The organism is Nesterenkonia lutea (assembly GCF_014873955.1).
Classification (GTDB): Bacteria; Actinomycetota; Actinomycetes; order Actinomycetales; family Micrococcaceae; genus Nesterenkonia; species Nesterenkonia lutea.
On sequence record NZ_JADBED010000001.1, the window covers coordinates 2,426,020 to 2,451,330 of the forward strand.

A 25,311-nucleotide genomic window follows, 5' to 3' on the forward strand; every position below is an offset into this window, starting at 1 on the left:
CCTAGCTTCTCAGCTTGGAGATGACTTGCACAGCATCTCGGCTGCCCTGCACGTCATGGACCCGGACCCCCCAGGCCCCGGCCTGGGCCGCCAACGCCGAGAGCACCGCCGTGGCGTGGTCCCGTGGGTGGGCCAGCGGGTGGGCGGCCCCGGCAGCGGCGGCATCGCCAGAGCCAGCGTCCGGTTCCCGGCCGCCGGTCGGCTCGCCCACCACGGAGCCGAGGAATCCCTTGCGGGAGGCGCCGAAGAGCACGCGGTGCCCGAGCCGGACGAAGCTCTCCAGCTCGCGGATCAGCTCCCAGTTCTGCTCGTGGGTCTTGGAGAAGCCGATGCCAGGGTCCAGGATGATCTGCTCGCGGCGCGCCCCGGCGGCCAGATACCGCTCCCGCAGCTGCAGCAGCTCATCGATGACGTCCTCCACCAGTGAGTCATACACGGTGAGTGAGGACATGGTCTGAGAATCGCCGCGGTTGTGGGTGATGACGATCTGCGCCCCAGTCTCGGCGATCAGCTCGGGCATCGCCGGCTCGGTGAGCAGGCCGGAGACATCATTGATGATCAGCGAGCGCGGATCCGCCCCGGCCTCGTCCGCGCATTTCAGCGCGGCCAGCGCCGTGGCCGCGCGACGGGTGTCCACCGAGACGCTCATCCTGCAGCGCAGCAGCTCCCCCAGCACCGGGAGGATGCGACGCTGCTCCTCCTCGGCGGGCGTGGGCCGAGCCCCGGGGCGGGTGGACTCGCCGCCGACATCGATGATCTCGGCGCCGAGCTGCGCCATCCGCAGCGCCTCGGTGACAGCGGCGACGACGTCGGGCGACCCGGCGCCGTCGTCGAACCGGCCGCCGTCGGAGAAGGAGTCCGGGGTGAGGTTGAGAATCCCCATGATGGTGGTGGGCATCTGGCTCTCGCTTCGGTGTCGCTGAAGTGCTGGTCGCTGAAGTGCTGGTCGCTGAACTGCAGGCTGGATCTCGGGAAGGCTGGGCTTCAATTATGCCCCCAGCTCAGGCTCTGTGGGAGGTCGACGGCGGCTAGTTCGGGCGCCCGTGCAGCATCAGGCTCATCGCCTCGGAGCGGGTGGCGGCGTCGCGGAGCTGGCCGCGCACTGCGGAGGTGATGGTCCGCGCGCCGGGCTTGGAGACCCCGCGCATGGACATGCACAGGTGCTCGGCCTCGACGACGACGATCGCGCCGCGCGGGCAGAGATGCTCCATCAGCGCCTCCACCACCTGTGTGGTGAGCTGCTCCTGCACCTGGGGGCGCTTGGCGAAGATGTCCACCAGCCGGGCGAGCTTGCTCAGGCCGGTGACCCGGCCCTCCGGTGAGGGGATGTAACCGATGTGGGCATGCCCGAAGAACGGCACCAGGTGGTGCTCGCACATGGAGTAGAACGGGACGTCACGCACCAGCACGAGCTCCTCGTGACCGATGTCGAAGGTGGTGGACATCAGCTCGGCGGGATCCTCGCGCAGCCCCTGGAAGGCCTCCTCATAGGCACGGGCCACCCGCGACGGGGTGCCCCTGAGCCCGTCGCGCTCCGGGTCCTCCCCCACGGCGAGCAGGATCTCCCTCACCGCCGCCTCGATCCGGGGCAGGTCCACGGCTCCGGTCACCGGCGCTGGGGGGCTCAGCGGCGATGCCGCGGAGCCCGCTGACGGATGCTCAGTCATCTGCACCCTCGCCGAACCGGCGTTCGGGGTCCCGCTCGTCCTCCGGCACCACCTCGGAGGTGATGGTCACCGGGCGCCCCGGGGAGGACTCCCAGACCTGCCGCACCGGACGCTTGACCACGTCGGTGAAGATCGCGGCCACCTCCTTGGCGTTGAGGGTCTCCACGCGCAGCAGCTCCTCGGCGAGCCGGTCCAGCACATGGCGATTCTCATGCACTGCGTGATAGGCCTCGTCGTGGGCCTCGTCGATGATCGCGCGGACCTCGTCGTCAATGACCGCGGCGAGCTCCTCGGAGTATTCCTTGCCGTTCGACATCTCGCGTCCCAGGAACGGGCTGGTGTCTCCGGTGCCGAGCTTCACCGAGCCGACCCTCGCGCTCATCCCATACTCGGTGACCATCTTGCGGGCAGTGTCGGTCGCCTTCTGGATGTCGTTCGCGGCGCCGGTGGAGGGGTCCTGGAAGACGATCTCCTCGGCCACGCGCCCGCCCATGGCGTAGGCGATGGTGTCCAGCAGCTCGTTGCGGGTGGTCGAGTACTTGTCCTCCTCGGGCACCACCATGGTGTAGCCCAGGGCTCGACCGCGCGGCAGGATCGTGATCTTGGTGACCGGGGCCGAGTAGTTCAGTGCGGCCGCCACCAGCGCGTGTCCGCCCTCGTGATACGCGGTCACCCGACGCTCGTGGTCCTTCATCAGCCGGGTGCGCTTCTGCGGTCCGGCCATGACCCGGTCGATGGCCTCGTCGATCGCGCGGTCGTCGATCAGGTCGGCGTTGGAGCGCGCGGTCAGCAGAGCGGCCTCGTTGAGCACGTTCGCCAGATCCGCGCCGGTGTAGCCCGGGGTCTTGCGGGCCACCGCCTTGAGGTCCACGTCATCGACCATCGGCTTGCCCTTGGCGTGGACCTCGAGGATCGCGCGTCGCCCGGCGAAGTCTGGGGCCTCCACGGGGATCTGGCGGTCGAAGCGGCCGGGACGCAGCAGGGCCGGGTCCAGCACATCCGGTCGGTTGGTGGCGGCGATGACGATGATGTTGGTGTTGGCGTCGAACCCGTCCATCTCCACCAGCAGCTGGTTCAGCGTCTGTTCGCGCTCGTCGTTGCCGCCGCCCACGCCGGCGCCGCGCTGGCGGCCCACCGCGTCGATCTCATCGACGAAGATGATGGCCGGGGCGTTCTCCTTGGCCTGCTTGAAGAGATCGCGCACCCGGGAGGCGCCGACGCCGACGAACATCTCCACGAAGTCTGAGCCGGAGATGGAGTAGAAGGCGCCTCCAGCCTCGCCTGCCACGGCCTTGGCCAGCAGGGTCTTGCCCGTGCCGGGGGCGCCGTAGAGCAGCACGCCCTTGGGGATCTTCGCGCCCAGGCGCTGGAACTTCTCGGGCTCGGAGAGGAACTCCTTGATCTCGTGGAGCTCCTCCACCGCCTCCTCGGCGCCGGCCACGTCGCTGAAGGCGACCTGCGGCATGTCCTTGTCGAACATCTTGGCCTTGGACTTGCCGAACTGCATGACCCGGGAGTTCCCACCAGACATGCGGCTGATCAGGAAGATGAACAGCAGCGCGATGATCAGGAAGGGGATCATGAATCCGAGCATGGAGAGCAGCCAGTTCGACTGCTCCGGCTCGTCGGTGTAGCCCTCGAGGTCGGCCTCGGCGATGGCCTCGACCACGGTCTCCGCCCGAGCGGTGGAGTAGAAGAAGTGGACGACGTCGCCGACCTCCTCCCCGTCCTGCTCGTAGGGGGAGGCCAGGTTCAGATCGACCCGCTGGTCCCCGTCCTCGACCGAGGCCTCTTCGACCTCGCCCTCGGCGAGCAGCTCCATGCCGATGTTGGTGTCCACCCGCTGCCCGTTGGCCGAGGAGGAGAACATCATCGGCACGACGAGCACCAGCAGCACCACCGCCAGGACGATCCAGAACAGTGGCCCGGTGAAGATCTTCTTGAAGTTCATGCAGCTCCGTCAGACGCAGATGTGCCTAGCCGGCGTTGGGTGCTAGGGCCTCTAAAGGTACTCGGGCTCGACGGCGCGCGGGTCACCGCTCAGGCGACTTTCGCCGCCAGCTCACTGGTAGACGTGCGGAGCAAGGATCCCGACGCAGTCGAGGTTGCGATATTTCTCGTCGAAGTCCAGGCCGTAGCCGACCACGAACTTGTTCGGGATGTCCATTCCCACGTACTTCACATCGATGTCCACCTTCACCGCCTCCGGCTTGCGGAACAGGGTGCAGATCTCCAGCGAGGCGGGCCCGCGGGACTCCAAGTTGGTCTTGAGCCAGGACAGGGTCAGCCCCGAGTCGATGATGTCTTCGACGATGAGCACGTGGCGGTTCATCAGATCGGCGTCGAGGTCCTTGAGGATCCGCACCACCCCGGAGGACTTGGTGCCGGAGCCGTAGGAGGACACCGCCATCCAGTCCATCGTCACATGGGACTGCAGCGCGCGGGCCAGATCGGCCATGACCATGATCGCGCCCTTGAGGACTCCGACCAGCAGCACGTCCTTGTCTGCGTAGTCACGATCGATCTGCGCGGCCAGTTCCCTGATCTTCGCGTCGATCTCTTCCTTGGTGTAGAGCACCTCGGTGAGATCTGTACTGACATCCTGAGCGTCCATGGGCGGTGTCCAGCTCCTTATAGATGGTCTCGCGTTCCTCAGTTCAGGCGTGGAACGATGACAAGTTTCCCATAGTCCGCGCTCTCGCGCGTGCCACGGTGCGCGCTGAGGCGCCCTTCCAGCTCCACGGGCCCCGCAGATCCCTGGGCGAGGAGCAGCTTCTCGACCGCACCGAGTCGTTCATAGGAGGGAGTGGCGCCCCCCGCGGCGACGACGGCGAGCGCGATCACTCGGCGGCGGATCGCCGGCGGCGCCCGGTGCAGCGCCGCCAGGTCCATGCGCAGCTGGCCCTGGGCTCCGGGATCCTCGAGCAGGGCGGCGAAGACCTGCTTGGCCTCCTCCTCCAGGTATGCGGCGTCCTCCGCGGCGATCTGGGCGGTGCGGGCCAGCGACTCGCGGATGGATCCGCTGAGCTCGGCCTCCAGGAAGGGAAGGATGCGGGTGCGGACCTTGGAGCGCAGAAACTGTGGGTCGGCATTGGCGGGGTCCTGCCAGGGCACCAGCTGCGCATCGGCGCAGATCTCCTCAGTGTCGGCTCGGGTCAGGCCCAGCAGCGGACGGCGGAAGGGACCCCGGGTGGCGGGGATCCCTGCCAGGGTGCGGGTGCCGGAGCCGCGGGCCAGGCCCAGCAGCACCTGCTCCGCCTGATCGTCGCGGGTATGGGCGAGCATGATCCGGCTGGCTCCGGCCTCGGAGCGCGCCTGCGCGAAGGCCTGGTAGCGGGCCGTGCGTGCGGCGGCCTCTGGACCGACCCCGGAGCTGGGGTCCACGGCTGCCCGCAGCGAGACCAGCGGGGCCAGGCCCAGGGTTGCAAGCTGGGCCAGCGCCGTCGCGGTGACCTGTTCACTCTCCGGGTGCAGCTGGTGATCCACGACGACGGCGCCCACCCGGGCCTGTGCCAGCGGACCGGAGCTGCGCTGGTGGTGGTAGGCGGCGGCGACCGCGAGCGCCAGCGAATCGGCGCCTCCGGAGCAGGCCACCAGAGTCAGACCCTCGGGGTCCAGCATCGCCTCCACGGCGCGTCGGGCGCGGTTGACCGAGTCCGGTCGGCGCGGGCTCACACCAGCCCCATGCGCTCGATCCATTCCTGCGGGTGGTGCAGCTCCTGCTCGGTGGGCAGGTGCTCGGGAGACTCCCAGATGATGTTGAAGGAATCCATGCCCACGGTGTCGACGATGTGGCCCACGAACTTCTGGCCGTCGCGGTACTGGGCCGCCTTGGCGTCGAGCTGCAGCAGCTTCCGGATGAAGTTCTCCAGCGGGGTGCGGGTCTTGCCGCGGGCCTCGAAGCGCCGGCGGATGGTCTTCACGCTCGGCACGATCGAGGAGTCGACCCCGTCCATGATCACGTTGGCATGACCTTCGAGGAGGCTCATCACGGCAGTCAGATGGGACATGGTCTCCCGATCCTGCGGAGTCTGGATGACCTCGATGAGCCCCCGGCCCTTGCGCACCTCGGAGATGATCTCGCCCAGACGCTCGCCGAACCCTGAGGCCATGCCCATGGTGGAAGAGCTCAGCTGGGTGATCTTGGACCTGAGGTGATCGGCCAGCCAGGGGGCCGCGGCGAACTGCACGCGGTGGGTCTGCTCATGCAGGCACACCCACAGGCGGAAGTCTTCGCGGACCACATTGAGCTCGGTGCTGATCTCCACGATGTTCGGTGCGACCAGGATCAGTCGATTCTGCCCGAAGGGGTCGAACTGGCCGAGCACATTGGCGGAGAGGAACGACAGCATCGCCCCGAGTTCGGCCCCGGCGAAGGAAGATCCGAAGACCTGGGCGCTGGAGCCTTCTCTGCCCAGCTCGGGCTTCTGCTCCAGCACGACCTCTAGGGCCGGCCCCAGCAGTGTCCGGAAGCTCTGCAGGTTGGCCCTGGACCAGCTGGCGCGGTCCACGACCAGGGTCTCTGCGGGATCGGTGCCGAGGTTCTCTGCGGCGGCGAGCCCGGTGATGCGGTGGACGTGGCCCACCGCCTCGGCGGCGGCACGGCGCAGGGCCGCGACCTCCTCGGCGACCTGGGCGGGGGTGAACCGGGGGCCCGCGGGGGCCAGCTTGGCCGCCGTCGTGCCGGCGATGTCCCAGTTGATCATCAGATCGCCTGCGTGAGCCTCGGAGATGCTGTTCATCGCTCCATCACATCACAACAGCCTCGGTGCCTGCGCGGATCCCTCGCCCCGGGATGGCGGGGCGGTGGGGTCGCGGGGCGGCGGGCGAGGGGGTGCCGCCGGGCAGGAACACATCGAGTGGGCGATATGCGGGAAGAATCCGGTCGAAGACGACCGGAAACTCCCTCAAATCGCCCACTCGATGAAGATGGAGCCGGATCAGCCCTTGAAGCGCTCGATCGAGCGGGTCAGCTCGGCCTCGGCCTCTTCGCGGCCGGCCCAGCCCTCGATCTTGACCCACTTGCCCGGCTCGAGGTCCTTATAGCGGGTGAAGAAGTGCTCGATCTCCTTGCGGGTCCACTCGTCCACGTCCTCGAGCTCCTGGATGTGGTCGAAGCGCTTGTCCTTGGGAACGCACAGCAGCTTGGCGTCTCCACCACCGTCATCGGTCATGTTCAGCACGCCCACCGGCCGGGCCTCGACGACGACGCCGGGGACCAGGTCCACGCCGGGGATCCAGACCATCGCATCGAGCGGGTCCTCGTCCTCCCCCAGGGTGTCGTCGAAGTAGCCGTAGTGCGTCGGGTACTGCATCGGGGTGAACAGCACGCGATCGAGGCGAAGACGGTGCGTCTCATGATCGATCTCGTACTTCACGCGAGAGCCTGCGGGGATTTCGACGGTGACATCGTGAGTCAGGGCCACGGGTCCTCCTAGGATTTGGGCATCGGATTTGAGCATCGGATTTGAGCATCGGGGTCGAGCGTCGGGACTGTGTTCTCAGGTGCGCCGCGCACGCTGTGCGGCTCCGTGCGCCGAGCACCCGCCGGGGGCGGGATCGGGCGCATCCATCTCTGGGGCAAGCGTACACATTCTGGGAACCGACCGGACCGGCGACGGGTCGAGACGCGGGTGCCGGGTCGAGGGGTCGAGGCGCCGGTGCCGGCTCAGGTCGAGGCAGCGGTCGGAAGCTGGACCTGCGTGCCCAGCTGTGCCGCGAGGGTCCGGGCACCGGCGGCGGCGCGGGCGGTCACCGTGCGGTGGCTCTGCCCGGACTCGGCGAAGATTCGGTTCACCTGCAGGGTGTCTCCGACCCGCTGGACATCCACTCTGCCCACCAGCTCGGTCCCGGAGAGGACACCCATCACGTAATGCCCGTAGACGCGCTTTCCGCGGGGGACATAGGCCTCAAAGGTGTAGTCGAAGTCCAGGATCCGCCGCGCGCGGCCGCGATCGCGCAGCAGCGGGTCGAAGGGACCGATGAGCCGCGCCTGGGCCGCCGGGCCCGCGCCGAGACTCGCCGGGACCTGGGGCATGTCCTCGAGCAGCTGCGGCAGGCAGTAGGCGGTGTCCTTCCAGCCCGTGACGCGCAGCGGGACCAGCTCCGCGAGCTCGACGCCCAGGGCGGCGTCTGCGGCGGCGAGGTGGTAGTGGTGCGCGAAGTCCGCCACGGTCATCACGGCCAGGGTTCCCGCGGCGCGGCGGGCCAGCGCTGCACGCAGCCGATCCGGGGGCAGATGCTCGGCCTCCCGGACTTCGGGGGGCAGGGCTCGCTCGGGCAGGTCGAAGAGGCGCACGATGCCGTTGCGCGCGGTGATGACCAGCTCTCCGGTGCGCACCATCAGTTCTGCGGCCTGCTTGATCTCTGACCAGTTCCACCCGGTGGTCCGCGCCGCTCCCAGCGCGGATTCGATGGTGCCGATCTGTGCTCCCCCGGGCCGGGCGGCGACCACCTCACGGATCTGTTCCCGGATCCCGGGAGCGAATCGGTCCCCATGGGTCGCCTGCACACGCTCTCTGCGCAGCTGCAGCAGCGGCCAGTCCTCCAGCGGGAAGAGGCAGGCCACCTTGGTGAACGCCTCGAAGGAGACCGGGGAGCCGTGCAGCGGGGCGCCGGCGGGCCAGAGCGAGGAGTCGACCGCCTCGGCCCGGTGACGCCGGGGGAGCCGGGTCAGCGTGGTCAGCCGCTGGGCGGTGGACACCCGGGTGAGCGGATCGAGCTGGATCAGTCCGATGCCGCGCAGCACCTCGGCGGCCGTCCCGTAGGAGTCTTGCCCCGCGGGGGTGGGGATCCGCTGCGCGTGGACCACCGCGGCGCGGACCCACTCCGGGCTGACAGTCACTGGCTGCAGACGGGATCGAGGCATCTGCTGATCCTATCGAGGCCTCCGCCGGAGGCTGAGCGGGACGCCGCGTCGGCACGGCCCGCGTGCGGGCATGTCAGCGAGGCCCTCGTGCGGGCATGTCAGCACGGCCCGCGCGGGCATGTCGGCGGTGTCGCGGGCCCCTGTTCCTGCGTACCATGGCGTGCACCACACGTTTCTGCCCCACCCCGCGCCTGCGCTCAGCCGGCGCCCCTCAATGAGGAGGAGAAGATGGACGGACTCAACTCCCTGGTCATCGCCATCATCGGCGTCGCGATGATGCTCGCCGGCTATTTCTTGTATTCGCGCTTCCTGGCCAGGAAGGTCTATAAGCTCAACGCCGAGTTCAAGACCCCCTCGCACCAGTTCAACGACGGCGTGGACTTCATTCCGACCAACCGCTACGTGCTCTGGGGCCACCATTTCACCTCAGTGGCCGGCGCGGCTCCCATCGTGGGCCCGGCGGTCGCGGTCATCTGGGGCTGGCTCCCGGCCTTCCTGTGGGTCACGATCGGCACCGTGTTCATCGCCGGGATGCATGATCTCGGCGCGCTCTGGGCCTCGCAGCGCAACCGCGGCCAGTCCATCGGCACCCTCTCCGGACGCTATATCAGCGCCCGCGGCCGCAACCTCTTCCTGGTGGTGGTCTTCCTGCTGCTGCTCATGGTCGTGGCGGCCTTCGCCGTGGTGATCTCCAACCTGCTGGTCTCCCAGCCGGGATCGGTCATCCCGACCTGGGGCGCGCTGATCGTGGCCCTGCTGGTCGGTCAGGCGATCTACCGGTTCCGCTGGAACCTTCTGGCAGTGACGATCGTGGGCGTCATCGCCCTCTATGGACTGATCGTGCTGGGCAACTCCTATCCCATCGAGCTTCCGGAGAGCACCTTCGGCCTGGCACCGAACGGGGTCTGGATCGTCGTGCTGTTCCTCTACGCCGGGATCGCCTCGCTGCTGCCGGTGTGGGTGCTGCTGCAGCCGCGCGACTACATCAACGGGGTGCAGCTGTTCATCGGACTGGGCATCCTCTACGGCGCCACGCTGATCGCGACCCCCACGATCGTGGCGCCCGCCATCAACACGAATCTGCCCGAGGGCACGCCGTCCATGGTGCCGCTGCTGTTCGTGACGATCGCCTGCGGGGCGATATCCGGCTTCCACGGCACAGTGGCCAGCGGGACGACCTCGAAGCAGCTCGACAGGGAGTCCGACGCCCGGTTCGTCGGCTACTTCGGCGCCGTGGGCGAGGGACTGCTCGCTCTGGGTGCCATCATCGCCACCACCGCCGGGTTCCAGACCCTGGCCCAGTGGGAAGAGGTCTACGCCTCCTTCAACGACAACCCGGTCGGGAACTTCGTGGAAGGCGGCGCGACCATCGTCAACGCCGGCCTGGGCATCCCGGAGGGACTCTCGGCCACCATCCTGGCGACCATGGCCGTGCTCTTCGCGGCCACCACCATGGACACCGGCGTCCGCCTGATGCGCTTCGTGGTCCAGGAGATCGGCGAGCTGGCCAAGGTGCGAATCGGTGTCATCTCGGCCACGCTCATCGTGATCGTCATCGGCGGCGGCCTGACGTTCTCGCAGGGCGCCGACGGTTCGGGCGGCATGCTGATCTGGCCGCTGTTCGGCACCACCAACCAGCTGCTGGCCTCGCTGACCCTGGGCATCATCGTGGTGATGCTGATGAAGAAGAACCGCCCGTTCCTGCCGGTGCTCATCCCGATGGCCTTCGTGCTGGCGATGAGCTCCTACGCCGCAGTGGTCCAGGTGTTCAGCTTCTTCACCGAAGGAGAGTGGCTGCTGTTCACGCTCAACGTCATCATCATCTTCGCCGCGGTCTGGGTCCTCGCCGAATGCATCATGTCCATGAAGCGGGCATGGCGCGGGGAGAAGGAGCCCGAGGACGATGTGGCGCTGACCGAGGATGAGAAGCTGCCGCTGCGCTAGTCCTCGCCCCATCGAGTGGGCGATCTGAGGGACTTTCTCCGGCGCTGGCCGCCTGGAGATCCCGCAGATCGCCCACTCGATGCCGTTGGAGCGGAATGGCGCGCACGGCGGCGTGGTTGTCCACAGACATGAGCGAGAAATTGGTCCTCCACCCAGGTCCCGAGCACCCCATCAGCGTCACCGCCAGCGCAGAGCGCGTGACCGTCACAGCGCGTGGAGTCATGATCGCGGACACACGTTCTGCCCTCGTCCTGCGTGAGCAGGGGTACCCGATCGCCTACTACATCCCCCGCGCCGACGTGGAGATGGCGCAGCTTCGGCAGACGGAGCATGAGACGTACTGCCCCTATAAGGGCGAGGCGCACTATTTCACGGTGCTCTCCGCCGACGGTGAGCTCACGAACGTGGTCTGGACCTACGAGGACCCGCACAAGGCCGTGGCCGAGATCAGAGACCACCTCGCGTTCTATCCTGACCGGGTGGAGGTCACGGCGGGGCCGCAGTGAGCCCGCAGTGAGGCGGGACTGACGCCGGACTGGTCCGCAGGCCGCCCGCGAGGAGCGGCTGTTCTCAGCGCTCGAGCACGCGCTGAAGCACGGAGACGAGCCCATCCTGCTCCACGGGCGCGGTGACCTCGTCGGCCGCGTCGATGACCTCCTGGGGCGCCTGGCCCATGGCTACTCCGCGGGTGGCCCAGCGCAGCATCTCGATGTCATTGCGGCCGTCTCCCACGGCCACTGTGTCCGCCGCGGGGACCTCGAGCCGTTCCCGCAGGACCTCCAGCGAGGATCCCTTGCTGACTCCGGCGGCGGCGATGTCCAGCCACGCAGACCACCCCACCGAATAGGTGACCCCCTGCAGGCCGATGTCCTTCACCGCCTCGGTGAACTCCTCAGCGGTGGAGTCGGTGGAGTTGACGACCAGGCGCACGGCCTCGGCGCTCTTCATCTCTTGGAAGCTGACGCCGCGGGCGTCCAGGCCGAAGGACATGTCCTCGAAGCGCTCGGTGGAGAGGAAGTCCCCGACAGAGGTCTCGATGGCATAGCGGGCGTTGGGCAGCCGCGCGACCAGGGCGTCCAGGGCTGGAGCGGGGTCGAAGATCCGCCGGTCCAGCACCTCGTAGCCGTCTTCGAGCGTGGCGTCGATCCGCACGGTGACACCGCCGTTGCTGCACACCGCGTAGCCGTGCTCGATGCCGAAGGTCTCCACCACCGGCAGAGTGGCCGGCAGTGACCGGCCCGTGGAGACCACGACGGTATGACCCTCGGCCACCAGCGCGCGTCCGATCTCCTTGACGGCGTCGGACATCCGTCCATCGTGATGGACGATCGTCCCGTCCACGTCCAGGCACACCATCTTCTTCCCCTGGGCATGGGAGAAGCTGCCGCCTGACCCCGCGGCGGGGATTGCGAATTCTTCAGAAGCTGTCATTGCAGATATATTCATCGTCTTCACACTCGTTCGAAAGGGTAACCGACCATTATGCCTCATCGGTCAGTCTCACACCCTCACCGCGCCGCACCCCCGCGCAAAGAGGTCGAACTATAGCCTTTTGGGTAGTGTTGGCCTACATGTAACTTTCCGTCTCTTCATCACAGTCCGTCCGGTCCTCAGCCTGGTCAGGACGGTGGCTGGCAGACGCGGAGGACTGCGACGCTTCACAGGAGGCACCAGATATGGACGCGACGAACTCGGTATCCATCACCGGCGGCGGATACACGGCAGAGATCAGCCTCCTTGGCGGTCAGCTGCTGGGTCTGCGGCACCATGAGGACGAGCTCGTCGTTCCCGCAGACCACAACACCGAGGGAGCCTTCGCAGGCGCCGTGCTGGCACCCTGGCCCAACCGGACTCAGGGCGGGACCTACTCCTATGCGGGCCGGGACTACACGCTGCCGGTCAATGAGGAGGCCACCGGTGCCGCAATCCATGGACTCATGTTCGACCTCCCGCTGCACGTGCAGGCGCACAAGGACTCTGAGGTCCAGCTGCAGGGAACCCTGGAACCCTCCGCGGGCTACCCCTTCGGACTCGACATCGCCCTGATCTACCGGGTGACCTCCGACGTCGGCCTCACGGCGACGCTCATGGCGCGCTACAGCCCCGCCGACGAGCACGCGCTCCTCGCCGAGGAGTCCCAGGCCTCCGCCGCCGAGGCCCAGGAGCACGAGGAGACCGCCACCGAAGCCGATGCCGGTGCCGATGCCGATGACGAGACCAGCGCCGGTGAGGAGAACGACGCCGAAGCCGATGCTGACGACGAGGCCAGCGCCGGCGATGAGGGCAGTGCCTACGGCGAAGGCGCGGCGGACGACGATGTCGACGCCGATCACGAGAGCAGCGCCGATCACGAGGGCAGCGCCGATGCCCTCGCCGCAGCGGCTGATGACAGCGACTCGGAGCAGGCCGGCACACCGGCCGGCCCGCAGACGGCTCCCTTCGGCGCCGGCTTCCACCCGTACCTCACCGCAGGCGGGGCCTCGCTGCGCGAATGCCGCCTGCGCCTGCCGGCCCGAACGATGCTGACGACCTCCGCCGACGGCGGGGTCACCGGGCGCACAGCCGTCACCGGTGATTTCGACCTGAGCAACGGGCCGCTGCTCTCCGGGCGTCGGATCGATCACGCCTTCACGGATCTTCCGGAGGAGGGATGGACCGCAGAGCTCATCCACGGGCCCTCCGGCCTGGTCGTCCGGATGATCGCGGACTCCCCCTGGGTGCAGGTCTACACCGGCGAGCAGATCGACCGCGCCGGGGTGGCGGTCGAGCCGATGAGCTGCCCGCCGAATGCGCTGAACTCCGGTGAGGACCTCGTCCACCTGGTCCCCGGCGAGTGGTTCCGGATGGGCTACAGCATCGAAGCCATCCGCATCGACTGAGCTCGGCCGGACTTCTCCGGGCTCAGAGCGGCTGCGGGACCCACTGCAGCGGGGCGTCCACCACGCAGCGCATGGCTCGCAGCGCGCCGCCGGTGGCCGCGGGCGCGGGCTGTCCTGCAGTGGTGCGCACGCGGAAGGTGCTCCACTGTGCGGAGAGCACCCGGGAGTTGAGCTCCTCCTCGATCCGCGGACGCAGCATGTCTGCCAGCGGACCGTAGACCCCGCCCAGCACGATGTCATGGACGTCCAAGAGGTTCATCGCGCCGGCGAGTGCCACGCCGAGCGCCCATCCGGCACGGTCGATCGCTGCGCAGGCGGTGCGGCCGGCGTCGTCATCACGCTGACTGCGGGCCACCAGCTCTTCAGCTGTTGCGGTGTGGTCCATGTCCGCGGCCGCCAGCAGCGAGCGCTTGCCGGCATAGGTCTCCAGGCATCCGAGCGCCCCACAGCCGCACTGCGGGCCCGCGGGCTCCACCGAGATGTGGCCGATCTCTCCCGCCCAGCCGTGCTGCCCCACGTCGACCACCGATTCGATGACCACTGCGGCGCCGATGCCCATCTGGGCGGAGACGTAGAGGAAGGTCTGTTCCTGCTGGTCAGCGGCTGCCAGCTCCTGGGCCACGGCCAGCGCGGCGAGCTTGGCCTCGTTGGCGGCGTGGATGAAGCCTCCGAAGACCTCACGATCCTCGCCCACCAGCAGCGGCACAGCGTCCACTCCGCGCCAGCCCAGGTTCGGTGCCAACACCAGAGAGTGCTCATCGGCGCCGATCAGCCCCGGCAGCGCCAGCACGGTGCCGACCACTGTGGCGCCCCGGGCCTCAGCCGCACGGGCCACCCGGATCGCCATCGAACCGGCCCGCGGAAGGACCTCCTGGGGATCGGAGCCGCGGAAGTCGCCGTCGATGATCTCCTCGGCCAGAGTCTCTCCGGTGAGGTCCAGGACTCGTGCCGCCATGAAGTCCACACTGATCTCCACACCGAGACCGGCCAGGGTGGCGCGGGCGGGGTGCAGCGGGACGGCGGGACGGCCGCGGGAGCCGCCCCCGACCACAGGTGATCCTTCGCGGATGATTCCCGCCGCCAGCAGGTCATCCACGAGTCGGGAGACGGTGGAGCGGGTCATCCCGGTGCGCAGTGCGAGGTCGGCGCGGGAGAGCGGCTCCACGGCGGAGAAGATCTCTTCGGTCAGCAGCAACAGGTTGGACTCGCGCAGCGTCTCCTGGCGCGCGCCAGGACGTGAGCTGTGGGCGGGCGCGGCCCCCTCGATCCGTGGTGCACGAGCGTAGCCTGAAGGTTCGGTCCCCGAGCTGCGACCCAGGCGCGCCAGCGAACCGCGCGAGGTCACGCCGAAGGCGGTGCTGGGCCTCGGTCCGGTCCTTCTGCTGGAAGTGTCTTGGGTCACGGACTTGATCTTAGCCCCAATACGATTTAGGTTTCATCTAGAAACAAAATGAGTGCCGGGTCACAGCTCTCCCGGTGCACCCCGGAACTACCCCTTGCAGGAGGCCCCCATGGCGTCGACGCCAGCATCAGACTACAAGCTCTCCTTCGGTCTCTGGACCGTCGGATGGACCGCCCAGGACCAGTTCGGCTCGGCCTCGCGGCCCGAGTTCGAGCCATGGGAGTACCTGCCCAAGCTGAAGGAGGCCGGAGCCTCCGGCGTCACCTTCCATGACGACGACGTCGCCCCCTTCGGCACCGACGACTCCGAGCGGGAGAAGTACTTCAGCCGCTTCAAGGACGTCGCCGATGAGGTCGGCCTGAAGGTCGAGATGGTCACCACCAACACCTTCTCGCACCCGGTGTTCAAGGACGGTGGACTCACCTCCAATGATCGCTCCGTGCGCCGCTTCGGCCTGCGGAAGCTGCTGCGCAATGTGGACCGCGCCGCTGAGTTCGGCGCCGAGACCTTCGTCATGTGGGGCGGCCGCGAAGGCGCCGAGTATGACGGTTCCAAGGATCTCTTCGCCGCGCACGAGCGCTACGCCGAGGGCGTGGACACCATCGCCAGCTACATCAAGGACAAGGGCTACGATCTGCGCATCGCGCTGGAGCCCAAGCCCAACGAGCCCCGCGGCGACATCTTCCTGCCGACCATCGGTCACGCGCTGGGCTTCATCGCGAAGCTCGAGCATGGCGACATCGTCGGACTGAACCCGGAGACCGGCCACGAGCAGATGGCCGGGCTGAACTTCACCCACGGCATCGCACAGGCGCTGTGGGCGGGCAAGCTCTTCCACATCGACCTCAATGGTCAGCGCTCCATCAAGTACGACCAGGACCTGGTCTTCGGCCACGGCGAGCTGGCCTCCGCGTTCTTCACCATCGACCTGCTGGTCAACGGCTTCCCCGGTGGCGGGCCGAAGTATGACGGCTGGCTGCACTTCGACTACAAGCCCTCCCGCACGGACTACGTGCAGGGCATCTGGGACTCCGCGAGGGCCAACGTCGAGATGGTCACCATGCTGGCCGACAAGTCCAAGGCATTCCGCGCGGACCCAGAGGTGCAGGCGGCGCTGAAGGCCTCGGGCGTCTACGAGCTCGGCGAGCCCACGCTGGCCGCCGGAGAGTCGCTGAGCGACTTCCTCGCCGACACCTCCACCTACGAGAAGTTCGACGTGGACAAGGCGGCGGAGCGCGACTACGGCTTCGTGAACCTGAACCAGCTGGCGATGAAGCACCTGATCGGCTGATTCTCAGCTGAGCTTCGCCCGTGGCCGGTCGCCCCAGTGTTCTGGGGCGGCCGGCCACCGCTGTGAGATCCTCTTGAGCGTTCCTGACCCACCCCGAGGCGGCCCTGACGGGCGGCTTCAAGAAAGGAGACTGCGGTGCCCACACTCGTCGCAGGAATAGATTCCTCCACCCAGTCCTGCAAGGTCGTCATCCGCGACGCCGAGACCGGAGCACTGGTGCGCACCGGCTCCGCCAAACATCCGGAGGGCACCGAGGTCGCCCCCGCCGCCTGGTGGGACGTCCTTCTGCGCGCCATCGAGTCCGCCGGCGGACTCGCCGATGTCTCCGCAGCGTCGGTGGGCGGTCAGCAGCACGGGATGGTCGCCCTCGACGCCCACGGCGAGGTCATCCGGGATGCGCTGCTGTGGAACGACACCCGTTCCGCCGATGCCGCCGCCCAGCTGATCGCCGAGCACGGGGGCGGATCCGAGGGCGCGGCCGCATGGACGACCATGACCGGCTCGGTGCCGGTGGCCTCGCTGACCGTGACCAAGCTCCGCTGGCTGGCCGATGCTGAACCGGAGAACGCCGGACGCGTGGCCGCCGTCGCACTCCCCCATGACTGGCTGACCTGGAAGCTCTCCGGCTCCACAGACCTCAACGACCTGGCCACCGATCGCTCGGATGCCTCGGGCACCGGGTACTTCGACACGGCCGCGGGCACCTACCGCCATGACCTGCTGGCCCAGGCGCTGCGGATCAGCGAGGCGTCCGCGAGGGCCATCATCCTCCCCCGCGTCTGTGGTCACCGGGAACAGGTGGGCACCGGCGATGCCGCACGGGGCTGGGGCCACCTGGTCCTCGGCCCGGGGGCCGGGGACAACGCCGCGGCCGCTCTGGGACTGGGCATGAGCACCGGCGACGTCGCGATCTCGATCGGCACCTCGGGCGTGGTCTCCGCCGTCTCCCCCCGGCCGATCCAGGATCCCTCCGGGATGGTCACCGGCTTCGCCGACGCCACCGGCGAGTTCCTGCCGCTGGCGGTGACGCTCAACGGCTCACGGGTCATGGACGGCGCCGCGCGCATGCTCGGGGTGGACCACGACGGCCTGGCCGAACTTGCTCTGGCCGCCGAACCGGGCGCACATGGTCTGACCCTGGTGCCCTACCTCGAGGGAGAGCGGACCCCGAACCTGCCCCACGCCACCGGGTCCTTCGTGGGACTCACGCTGGCGTCGATGAACCCGCAGGATGTGGCCCGCGCCTCCGTGGAGGGGCTGCTCTGCGGTCTCGCCGACGGACTGGAGGCGATGACCTCGCTGGGCGTTCCGGTCCAGTCCATCAAGCTCATCGGTGGGGCTGCCCGCTCCGCAGCCGTGCAGCAGATCGCACCCGCGATCTTCGGCCGCGAGGTCCAGGTGCCCGCCCCCGGCGAGTACGTGGCCGATGGTGCCGCCCGGCAAGCGGCATGGGTGCTCTCGGGTGCGGCCGAGGCGCCGTCCTGGACCACCGTGGAGTCTGAGACCATCAGCGGCACCCCCACTCCAGAGGTGCGCGAGACCTATGCTGCCCGCCGGTCGCTGATCGCCGAGAAGCACTGATGTCCTGATCCGCGCCAGCGTCCAGCGGTTCGCAGGCCGTGGCGACACACAGCCTGCAAGACACACCGCCGCCAAGACACAGAGAGCCCCCGCCATCGACTTGGCGGGGGCTCTCTGTCTCAGTGGGACGTGCGGAGCGTCTAGCTCACGGTGGCCGGAGTGGTCAGCACGCGCTGGCCCTGGATCTCCCGGACGGCTCCGGTGAGATGCAGCTCAGTCTGCAGCGGCAGGTCCCCCACGGAACGCCCCGCCCAGAGATCGATCGCACCGGGCTCCACGATCCGGCGATGGTCCACGCCGGTGAAGGAGAAGCGGTCCGCGTGGACCTCGAAGGTCACCGTGCGGCTCTGGCCGGGATCCAGCTCCACCTTGGCGTAGCCGAGCAGCTGGCGCACCGGGCGGGCCACGGAGGCCACGCGGTCGCCGAAGTAGAGCTGCACGACCTCGTCGGCCGGGCGGGCGCCCGTGTTGCTCACCGTCACCGACACCTGTGCTGCGCCGTCCACGGCAAGCTCGGCGGCCGAGACTGAGAGCTCCGAGTACTCCACCGTGGTGTAGCTCAGCCCGTGGCCGAAGGGATACAGCGGCGTGGGGTCGAGGTTGGAGACGCCCTGGCTGTTGAGTCCGAGCGGGGCGGCGATGTAGCCGCTGGGCTGGCCTCCCGGATGCACCGGGACGCCGATGGGGAGCCGTCCGGTGGGCTCGATGGCTCCGCTGAGCAGATCCACGATGGCAGGTCCGCCCTCCTCGCCGGGGAAGAAGCCCTGCACGACGGCGGCGCAGCGCTCGGCCAGCCCGCCCAGCGCGTAGGGACGTCCGGAGATGACCACGAGCACCACCGGGGTGCCGGTGGCCAGGACGGCCTCGACCAGCTCGTGCTGGGCCCCGGGGAGCCTGAGGTCCTCGACGTCACAGCCCTCGCCGGAGGTCCCGGCACCGAACATGCCGGCGAGATCGCCCACGGTCACCACGGCGATGTCCGCCGCTGCGGCCGACGCTGCGGCCTCTGGGATCTGGCTGTCGTCGTGGGTCACGATCGGCGAGCCATAGCTGTAGGTGACCTCAGCCTCGGAATAGGTCTCGCGCAGAGATTCCTGCACCGATGGCATCGGCACGCCGATTCCCTTGTGCGGGAAGGTGCCGGCGGGGTATTTCGCCAGCACGTGGTTGGGGAAGGAGTAGCAGCCCATCATGGTGCGCGGCTCATCGGCGGAGGGCCCGACCACGGCGATCCGCTTCGCCGCCTGGGAGGCGGGGCTCAACGGCAGCACGCCGTCGTTCTTCAGCAGCACCAGGGACTTGGCGGCCACCTTGCGGGCCAGGTCGCGGTTGCCCGGGGAGTCCAGGTTCACCGACTCGTCGATCGCAGGGGACCAGTCGGCGTCGTCGTCACCGCGGTCGAGGAGACCGAGCTCGGCCTTCTGCCGCAGCACCCGGCGCACGGAGGTGTCGAGCACCGACTCCTCGAGCAGTCCGTCGCGGACCTGCTGGGGCAGGGTGCGGTAGCCGCCGGTGTGCGGAAGCTCCACATCGAGACCGGCGGTGATGGCAAGTCGGGCGGCCTCCGCCTGATCGGCGGCCACGCGGTGCATCTTCTCCAGGAAGGCCACGGACCAGTAGTCGGCGACCACAGTGCCCTCGAAGCCCCACTGTTCGCGCAGCACCTCGGTGAGCAGCCAGTGGGAGGCGGCCGGAGCCTCGCCGTCGATGTCGGCATATGAGTTCATGACCGATCCGACTTTTCCCTCCCGCACGGCAAGTTCGAAGGGGTAGAGGATGAGGTCGATCAGTTCGCGGCGACCCATGTGCACCGGGGCGTGGTTGCGCGCCGCCCGAGACGCTGCATAGCCGGCGAAGTGCTTGAGCGTGGCGATGATCCCGGCCGACTGCAGACCCTTCACATAGGCGGTGGCGAGGGTGCCGATCACGTAGGGATCCTCACCGATGGTCTCCTCCACTCGGCCCCAGCGGGCGTCGCGGACCACGTCGAGCACCGGGGAGAGCCCCTGCTGGACACCGGTGGCGGCCATGTCCGCACCGATCGCGGCGGCCATCTCCTCGATCAGCTCGGGGTCGAAGGTGGCTCCCCAGGCCAGCGACGTCGGATAGACCGTGGCCTGATACGCGGTGTAGCCGGTGAGGCACTCCTCGTGGGCGATCGCGGGAATGCCGAAGCGGTTCGCCGCCACCACCGCTGACTGGCGTCTGCGCAGATCTGCGGCGCCTTCGGACACGGAGAGTGCCACCGTGCCATAGGTGCGGGTCAGGTGACCCTCGCCGTCGATGATCTCGGACTCGAAGGGCAGCTTGCCGGAGGACATCGCGTCCTCCATCGGGGCGACCTCGCCCTGAGCGTCCTTGTCCTCGCGCATCTCCCAGTGCGAGCCGAGCTGGGAGACCTTCTCCTCCAGCGTCATCTCCGCCAGCAGCGCATCTGCACGCTCCTGCGCCGAGAGCGACGGGTCGTTCCATGGGCCTGTGATGCGTTCGGGGGTCTGCTTGCTCACGTATGAACTCCTTGGTTTGTCAGCGCAGCGGAGCTGCCGTCTTCGTTGCAGGCGCAGCGTGGCTGCCGTCTTGATTGCAGGCACAGCGAAGCTGCCGATCTCCAGATCGACAGCTTCACCGTGGGGTCAGCAGGTTGAGCCGACGGTCACTTGCCGAAGCCGGCAGTCAGACCGGCGACGATATGTCGGCGGGCGAATATATAGACCACCAGCAGCGGCAGCGCGGAGAGCACGACGGCGGCCAGGGTGGCCGGCACGTCGATGCCGAACTGGCCGCTGTACTCCCACAGGGACAGCGGCAGCACGCGCACATCGCTGCTCTGGGTGAGCACCAGTGGGAACAGGAAGCTGTTCCACACCTGCAGGGCCTGGTAGATGCCCACGGTCATCAGGGCCGGCTTCGCCATGGGCAGCACCAGGGAGAAGAGGATCCGCCATTCACCCGCCCCGTCGACCTTCATCGACTCGAAGAGCTCTGCCGGGATGTCGCGGACGAAGTTCACGATGATGAGCACACTCAGCGGGATCGCGAAGGCGATCTGCGGCAGGATCAGCGCCCAGAGAGTGTCATAGATGCCCAGCTGCTGGATCAGGTAGTACACCGGGATGATCGTGGCCTGCACCGGGATCGCGATTCCGAGCAGAATGATCTGGAAGAGGCGCTTGCCGCCCAGGGTGGTCGAGCGCGTGATGTAGTACGCCGCCATCACCGAGACCGAGAGCACCACGGCCACGGTGGAGAGCGTCACGATGACCGAGTTGCTGAAGTAGTGCAGGAAGTCGTTCTGCAGCACCTTGATGAACGGTGCGATCGTGGGGTTCGTCGAGGGCAGCAGCTGGTTGCTGGCTCGGAGGTCCTCGCTGGTGCGGAACGAGGTGATGAAGATGTAGTAGATGGGCAGGATGATGACCGCCAGCCAGAGCCAGCCGCCGATCCCAGCGAGGATGTTCGGCTTCTCCCCGGGGGCGCCGGTGCGTCGGACCTTGTTCTGCTTGATGTCGCCCCGGTCTGCTCCCGGCACCTCGGCAGGGACGCCTTTGCCGGCCTCGGGGGTCGCTGACTGTGTGCTTGCTGCGTGGGTCATCATGCGCCTGCCTTGTCGCTGTCCATCTTGGAGGAGCCCGAAAGGACGTTCAGCAAGAGGGAGAGGGTCAGTCCGATGGCTACGAGGATCACCGCGATGACCGAGGCGTAGCCGAGGTTGTATGAGGCGAATCCGGTCACGTACATGTCCAGAGGCAGGATGCGCACCGCATCAGCAGGCTGTCCCCCGGTGAGCACGTAGATCAGATCGAAGTAGGTGAGCGAGCCGACCAGCATCAGCGTGGAGGAGGTGATGATGGTGTAGCGCAGCTGCGGCAGAGTGATGGAGAAGAACTGCCGCAGGCGGCCTGCCCCGTCGATGGTGGCGGCCTCGTACATGGACGCCGGGATCTGGCGCACTCCGGCCTGATAGAGGAGGCCGTGGAAGGGGACGAAGCACCAGCCGACCACGAAGATCATCACCCACATGACCAGATCCGAGTTGGCCAGCCAATCATTGGGCAGCCACTCGAAGGGCAGTGCCGCAGAGAGTCCGTAGTTCGGAGAGAACAGCGACTGGAAGGTCAGACCCACGGCCACCGATGAGAACAGCAGGGGCAGGAAGTAGAGGACCGCGAGCAGGGCGCGGTAACGCTGCTGGCCTGCCATGAAGACACCGAGCAGCAGCGCGACGGGCGCCTGGAAGAGGTAGGAGCCCACGACGAACACGAGGGTCAGGCTCAGCGCGGTCCAGGTGAAGGGACGGTCGAAGAGGACTGCCGTCCAGTTGCTCAGCCCCACCCAGGTGGGGGAGCCCAGAACGTTCCACTCCATGAAGGAGATGACCACGACGCCGATGAGCGGGATCAGGGCGAATATTCCGAAGAAGAGGACAGCGGGCACTGCCATCAGGAACGAGGGTCCCTTGTGGCCCAGCCCGGAGGCCTTGCTTCGAGCAGCGGTTTCAGTCATGAGCTCGATTCAGATTCTTGTTGAGGGGAAAGACGATCGGTTCGGGGCGGCCGAAGGTGGCCGCCCCGAACCGATCTGGGGCCGTCAGAGGGAGTTCATCGCCTCGACGAACTCCTCGGGGGTCATGTCCCCGCGGAGGATCTGGGACAGGTTGTCCGTCAGCGGCTGGGCCACCTCGGGTGCGACTGCCTGGTCCCAGGAGAGTTGGAAGTTGTTGGCCTCGCCGACCAGCTCGCTGGAGAATTCGAGGAACTCAGCGTCCTCGGTCTCAGCGATCTCTTCCTCGATGTCGTTGAGCGGCGGCAGCGAGCCGGCCTCAAGCATCGCGTCCACGGTCTCCTCGTTGTAGAGGTTCTCGCTGATGTAGTCCGTGGCGATCTGCTGCTCCTCCTCCGAGGCGTCAGCGGAGACCGACCAGAAGTTGGCGGGGTTGCCCGTGATGTTCGACGGATCGCCGGCACCGTCTTCCAGGGTGGGGAAGGAGGTGAAGCCGAAGTTGCCCGACTCGGCGAACTCGGGGAAGTCCTGGTTGATGGTCGCGTAGACCCAGGAACCCTGCAGCAGCATGGCGGCCTGGCCGTCGGCGAGCAGCTGGGCGTCCTCGTTCTGATCGGCGGTGACGGAGTTGTAGGTGTCGATGTAGCCGCCGTTCTCGCCCAGGTCCTGCATGGTCTCCAGAGCGAACAGGATGGACTCGTTGTCCCACGCGCCCTCCTCACCTTCAACGACTGCCTGGAAGACCTCTTCGCCGCCGTGGCGGTCGGTGAGGTACTGCAGCCACATCAGTGCCGGCCAGACGGAACCGCCGGCCAGGGAGAAGGGAGCGACGTCGTTCTCGTTGAACACATCGATGGCCTCCTCGACCTCGGCCCAGGTCTCAGGGACCTCGAGGCCGACTTCGTCGAAGACTTCCTGGTTGTAGTACATGACGACCGGCTGCACATCGTTCAGCGGCACTGCGTAGGTGCTGCCGTCGACCTGACCGTTCTGCCAGACCGACTCGAAGACCCGCTCCTCGAGGTCCCCGGTCTCCCCGGTGAGATCCATGATGGCGTCCTGCTCGGCATACTCCAGGAGCGCGCCGCCGGCCCAAGACATGATCAGGGTCGGAGCTTCCCCGGAGCCGACCGCGGTGCGGATCTGGCCCTTATAGGAGTCGTTCTCGATGCCCTCGACGTCGATCTGTGCATCTTCGTTGGATTCGTTCCAGCGGTTGAAGTCCTCTTCGATGGCGGGCCAGCCGCCTCCGGTGAGGATCCAGGCGTTCGCCTCGGCGTCGCCGCCACCGTCTCCGCCACCGTCTCCGCCGCCACAGGCCGAGAGGGCCAGGAGGGAGGTCACGCCGAGGCCTGCTGTGGCTACTCGAGTTGTTCTACGCATCGTTGCGTCCTTTCTCATCAGGGCGAGCTCCGGCTCTGTACCGGTACATGGCCAAGCGCTCTGCATCACTCCGGATCGGCCGGGTGGGGAGGCTCAGCGGCACAGGGCCGAAGTCCAAACCAAATCCGTGTCTGGAAAGCCCGGAGTGAGCTGGCGCAGACTGTGATCTGGATTTCGTCTTGCCGTAAGACTAAATAGCCGCTGGGTGTGTGTCAAGACACAACAGATGACCGGCGTCACGCTGGTGCAACACGGAGAACCCGGGTGAGGAAACACCGAGCACCCCGGTGCAGGAGCACGGAGAACCCTGGTGCGGAAGCACCGAGAACCCTGGTGCAGGGGCACGGAGAACCCTGGTGCAGGAGCACCCCAGGCGAGGTGGTGGTTCTGGTCGCGGGGCCCGATCGCCAGCGCAGTGCGCGCCGACCGGGCCCCGCTGCAGAAGCGGCTCAGCAGGCTCAGTCGGTGGGCTGAGTCTCGTTCATGTTGGCCGCGAACTCCTCGGGGGTGATGTCCCCGGCGAAGATCTGGCCCAGGTTCTCCAGCAGCGGACGCTCCTGACTCGGGTCCACGGCCTGGTCCCAGGAGAGCTGGAAGTTGGGAGCATCCTGGACGATGCCGTAGGCGAAGCTCAGGAACTCAGGGTCCTCGGTCTCGGCGATCTTGTCCTCGAGGCCCTTGAGCGGGGGAATGTTGCCGGTCTCGAGCATGCCGTCGACATACTCGTCGTTGAAGAGCCACTCTGAGAGGTAATCGACGCCTGCCTGCTGCTCCTCCTCGGTGGCATTGGCGGAGACGGACCAGAAGTTGGCGGGGTTGCCGACGATGCTGTTCGGATCCCCCTCGCCGCCCTCGATCTCCGGGAAGGTGGTGACGCCGAGGTTGCCGGACTCCATGAACTCCGGGCTCTCCTCGAGCAGACGGGAGTAGACCCAGGAGCCCTGGAGCACCATGGCGGAGAGACCGTCCGCGACCAGGTGGGCGTCTTCGTTGTTGTCCGCGACGACCGAGGCGAAGCCGGGGTCGAACGCCCCTGCCTCGACGAGTTCCTGGCAGCGCTCCAGGGCTTCAATGATGGCGGGGTGCGACCAGGCATCGGGCTCTCCGGCAACGACTGCATCGAAGGCTTCGGGGCCTCCGATGCGGTCGGTCAGGTAGGAGGCCCACATCAACATGGGCCAGAGGGAGCCTCCGGCGAGGGAGAACGGATGCACACCCTCCTCCTGGAAGACCTCCACTGCTTCGAGCAGCTCGTCCCAGTCGGTGGGCACCTCGATGCCGGCGTCGTCGAAGACCTCCTGGTTGTAGTACATGACCACGGGCTGGACGTTGTTCATCGGCACCGCGTAGGTGGAGCCGTCGACCTCGCCGTTGGCCACGACGGATTCGATCAGGCCCTCGCGCAGCTCTTCGGTGTCTTCGGTGATGTCGGCGACATAGTCGCCCTCGACATACTCCAGCAGACCGCCGCCGGTCCAGCCGACGATCAGCGTGGGAGCCTCGCCGGAGCCCACCGCCGTGCGGATGCGGTCCTTGTAGATGTCATTGGCGAAGCTCTCGACGGTGAAGGCCTGATCGGGATTCTCCTCGTTCCAGGCCTCGAAGTCCTCCTCCACGACGTTCCAGACGCCGCCGTTGAGCACCCAGGCATCGGGCTCTGCGGAGCCGGAGTCTCCTCCGCCATCGCCGCCGCCGCAGGCTGAGACTCCGAAGAGTGCCCCTGCTGCCAGAACTGCAGTGCTGAGTCTTGCTTTTCGTCCCCACATAGAAATCGTTCCTTTTCTCATCAGTTGCGA

The 25,311-nt window shown here is 67.6% G+C and carries 20 protein-coding genes; 5 read left to right on the forward strand and 15 right to left on the reverse strand.

Annotated features, from left to right (window positions below):
* Position 1: 1 nt before the first annotated feature.
* The 8 genes from folP to H4W27_RS11080 form a co-directional block, all read right to left on the reverse strand.
* Positions 2 to 898 carry a dihydropteroate synthase gene (gene folP / locus H4W27_RS11045; RefSeq protein WP_192595974.1) on the reverse strand — a complete coding sequence of 299 codons (897 nt, stop codon included), beginning with the start codon at positions 896 to 898 and terminating at the stop codon, positions 2 to 4.
* A gap of 130 nt (positions 899 to 1,028) precedes the next feature.
* Entirely contained in the window at positions 1,029 to 1,667 is a 639-nt protein-coding gene (gene folE / locus H4W27_RS11050; RefSeq protein WP_192595975.1) for a GTP cyclohydrolase I FolE, read from the reverse strand.
* Complete coding sequence (gene ftsH / locus H4W27_RS11055) at positions 1,660 to 3,618, reverse strand: ATP-dependent zinc metalloprotease FtsH (protein ID WP_192595976.1); 1,959 nt, start codon at positions 3,616 to 3,618, stop codon at positions 1,660 to 1,662. Before ftsH ends, folE begins: the two co-directional genes overlap by 8 nt.
* Positions 3,619 to 3,729: 111 nt before the next feature.
* Entirely contained in the window at positions 3,730 to 4,281 is a 552-nt protein-coding gene (hpt, locus tag H4W27_RS11060) for a hypoxanthine phosphoribosyltransferase (protein WP_192595977.1), read from the reverse strand.
* 38 nt (positions 4,282 to 4,319) lie between these two features.
* Complete coding sequence (tilS, locus tag H4W27_RS11065) at positions 4,320 to 5,342, reverse strand: tRNA lysidine(34) synthetase TilS (protein ID WP_318782318.1); 1,023 nt, start codon at positions 5,340 to 5,342, stop codon at positions 4,320 to 4,322.
* A complete protein-coding gene (locus H4W27_RS11070; protein ID WP_192595979.1) occupies positions 5,339 to 6,409 on the reverse strand; it encodes a zinc-dependent metalloprotease in 1,071 nt (356 codons plus the stop codon). The genes tilS and H4W27_RS11070 overlap by 4 nt, the downstream gene beginning before the upstream one ends.
* A 198-nt stretch (positions 6,410 to 6,607) precedes the next feature.
* Positions 6,608 to 7,087 (reverse strand): inorganic diphosphatase, encoded by a 480-nt coding sequence (locus tag H4W27_RS11075; protein ID WP_192596570.1) that lies wholly within the window; start codon positions 7,085 to 7,087, stop codon positions 6,608 to 6,610.
* Between the two features lie 248 nt (positions 7,088 to 7,335).
* The gene (locus tag H4W27_RS11080) at positions 7,336 to 8,535 is read right to left on the reverse strand and encodes a DNA glycosylase AlkZ-like family protein (protein ID WP_192595980.1); all 1,200 of its coding nucleotides are present in this window, start codon (positions 8,533 to 8,535) and stop codon (positions 7,336 to 7,338) included.
* Positions 8,536 to 8,763: 228 nt separating this feature from the next.
* Between H4W27_RS11080 and H4W27_RS11085 the strand changes: the two genes are divergently transcribed.
* Positions 8,764 to 10,479: a carbon starvation CstA family protein gene (locus H4W27_RS11085; protein WP_192595981.1), complete on the forward strand. Its 1,716-nt coding sequence runs from the start codon at positions 8,764 to 8,766 to the stop codon at positions 10,477 to 10,479.
* 128 nt (positions 10,480 to 10,607) lie between these two features.
* Positions 10,608 to 10,985 (forward strand): DUF427 domain-containing protein, encoded by a 378-nt coding sequence (locus H4W27_RS11090; protein WP_192595982.1) that lies wholly within the window; start codon positions 10,608 to 10,610, stop codon positions 10,983 to 10,985.
* A gap of 64 nt (positions 10,986 to 11,049) precedes the next feature.
* Here the strand turns inward: H4W27_RS11090 and H4W27_RS11095 are convergent, their stop codons facing one another.
* The gene (locus H4W27_RS11095) at positions 11,050 to 11,910 is read right to left on the reverse strand and encodes an HAD family hydrolase (RefSeq protein WP_225939092.1); all 861 of its coding nucleotides are present in this window, start codon (positions 11,908 to 11,910) and stop codon (positions 11,050 to 11,052) included.
* A gap of 245 nt (positions 11,911 to 12,155) precedes the next feature.
* Between H4W27_RS11095 and H4W27_RS11100 the strand changes: the two genes are divergently transcribed.
* Entirely contained in the window at positions 12,156 to 13,358 is a 1,203-nt protein-coding gene (locus H4W27_RS11100) for an aldose epimerase family protein (RefSeq protein WP_192595983.1), read from the forward strand.
* Positions 13,359 to 13,380: 22 nt separating this feature from the next.
* Here H4W27_RS11100 and H4W27_RS11105 read toward each other — a convergent pair whose 3' ends face one another.
* Positions 13,381 to 14,760: an ROK family protein gene (locus tag H4W27_RS11105; protein ID WP_318782320.1), complete on the reverse strand. Its 1,380-nt coding sequence runs from the start codon at positions 14,758 to 14,760 to the stop codon at positions 13,381 to 13,383.
* 109 nt (positions 14,761 to 14,869) lie between these two features.
* Between H4W27_RS11105 and xylA the strand changes: the two genes are divergently transcribed.
* Positions 14,870 to 16,051 (forward strand): xylose isomerase, encoded by a 1,182-nt coding sequence (gene xylA / locus H4W27_RS11110; protein ID WP_192595984.1) that lies wholly within the window; start codon positions 14,870 to 14,872, stop codon positions 16,049 to 16,051.
* Positions 16,052 to 16,186: 135 nt separating this feature from the next.
* Positions 16,187 to 17,632 (forward strand): xylulokinase, encoded by a 1,446-nt coding sequence (gene xylB / locus H4W27_RS11115; protein WP_192595985.1) that lies wholly within the window; start codon positions 16,187 to 16,189, stop codon positions 17,630 to 17,632.
* Positions 17,633 to 17,772: 140 nt separating this feature from the next.
* Here the strand turns inward: xylB and H4W27_RS11120 are convergent, their stop codons facing one another.
* The 5 genes from H4W27_RS11120 to H4W27_RS11140 form a co-directional block, all read right to left on the reverse strand.
* Entirely contained in the window at positions 17,773 to 20,139 is a 2,367-nt protein-coding gene (locus H4W27_RS11120) for a glycoside hydrolase family 3 N-terminal domain-containing protein (protein WP_318782321.1), read from the reverse strand.
* Between the two features lie 146 nt (positions 20,140 to 20,285).
* Positions 20,286 to 21,224 (reverse strand): carbohydrate ABC transporter permease, encoded by a 939-nt coding sequence (locus H4W27_RS11125; RefSeq protein WP_225939093.1) that lies wholly within the window; start codon positions 21,222 to 21,224, stop codon positions 20,286 to 20,288.
* The gene (locus tag H4W27_RS11130) at positions 21,224 to 22,135 is read right to left on the reverse strand and encodes a carbohydrate ABC transporter permease (protein WP_192595987.1); all 912 of its coding nucleotides are present in this window, start codon (positions 22,133 to 22,135) and stop codon (positions 21,224 to 21,226) included. The genes H4W27_RS11125 and H4W27_RS11130 overlap by 1 nt, the downstream gene beginning before the upstream one ends.
* 84 nt (positions 22,136 to 22,219) lie before the next feature.
* Positions 22,220 to 23,515: an extracellular solute-binding protein gene (locus tag H4W27_RS11135; RefSeq protein ID WP_192595988.1), complete on the reverse strand. Its 1,296-nt coding sequence runs from the start codon at positions 23,513 to 23,515 to the stop codon at positions 22,220 to 22,222.
* Positions 23,516 to 23,973: 458 nt separating this feature from the next.
* Positions 23,974 to 25,281: an extracellular solute-binding protein gene (locus H4W27_RS11140; RefSeq protein ID WP_192595989.1), complete on the reverse strand. Its 1,308-nt coding sequence runs from the start codon at positions 25,279 to 25,281 to the stop codon at positions 23,974 to 23,976.
* Positions 25,282 to 25,311 lie beyond the last annotated feature (30 nt).

What these genes read in the sequence shown, in the direction of transcription:
- hpt (WP_192595977.1), bottom strand. Translation starts at nt 4,281, where the DNA reads ATGGACGCTCAGGATGTCAGTACAGATCTCACCGAGGTGCTCTACACC.
- H4W27_RS11135 (WP_192595988.1), bottom strand. Translation starts at nt 23,515, where the DNA reads ATGCGTAGAACAACTCGAGTAGCCACAGCAGGCCTCGGCGTGACCTCC.
- H4W27_RS11070 (WP_192595979.1), bottom strand. Translation starts at nt 6,409, where the DNA reads ATGAACAGCATCTCCGAGGCTCACGCAGGCGATCTGATGATCAACTGG.
- H4W27_RS11095 (WP_225939092.1), bottom strand. Translation starts at nt 11,910, where the DNA reads ATGACAGCTTCTGAAGAATTCGCAATCCCCGCCGCGGGGTCAGGCGGC.
- H4W27_RS11125 (WP_225939093.1), bottom strand. Translation starts at nt 21,224, where the DNA reads ATGACCCACGCAGCAAGCACACAGTCAGCGACCCCCGAGGCCGGCAAA.
- H4W27_RS11080 (WP_192595980.1), bottom strand. Translation starts at nt 8,535, where the DNA reads ATGCCTCGATCCCGTCTGCAGCCAGTGACTGTCAGCCCGGAGTGGGTC.
- folE (WP_192595975.1), bottom strand. Translation starts at nt 1,667, where the DNA reads ATGACTGAGCATCCGTCAGCGGGCTCCGCGGCATCGCCGCTGAGCCCC.
- H4W27_RS11100 (WP_192595983.1), top strand. Translation starts at nt 12,156, where the DNA reads ATGGACGCGACGAACTCGGTATCCATCACCGGCGGCGGATACACGGCA.
- H4W27_RS11130 (WP_192595987.1), bottom strand. Translation starts at nt 22,135, where the DNA reads ATGACTGAAACCGCTGCTCGAAGCAAGGCCTCCGGGCTGGGCCACAAG.
- H4W27_RS11085 (WP_192595981.1), top strand. Translation starts at nt 8,764, where the DNA reads ATGGACGGACTCAACTCCCTGGTCATCGCCATCATCGGCGTCGCGATG.
- H4W27_RS11140 (WP_192595989.1), bottom strand. Translation starts at nt 25,281, where the DNA reads ATGTGGGGACGAAAAGCAAGACTCAGCACTGCAGTTCTGGCAGCAGGG.
- ftsH (WP_192595976.1), bottom strand. Translation starts at nt 3,618, where the DNA reads ATGAACTTCAAGAAGATCTTCACCGGGCCACTGTTCTGGATCGTCCTG.
- H4W27_RS11090 (WP_192595982.1), top strand. Translation starts at nt 10,608, where the DNA reads ATGAGCGAGAAATTGGTCCTCCACCCAGGTCCCGAGCACCCCATCAGC.
- folP (WP_192595974.1), bottom strand. Translation starts at nt 898, where the DNA reads ATGCCCACCACCATCATGGGGATTCTCAACCTCACCCCGGACTCCTTC.
- xylA (WP_192595984.1), top strand. Translation starts at nt 14,870, where the DNA reads ATGGCGTCGACGCCAGCATCAGACTACAAGCTCTCCTTCGGTCTCTGG.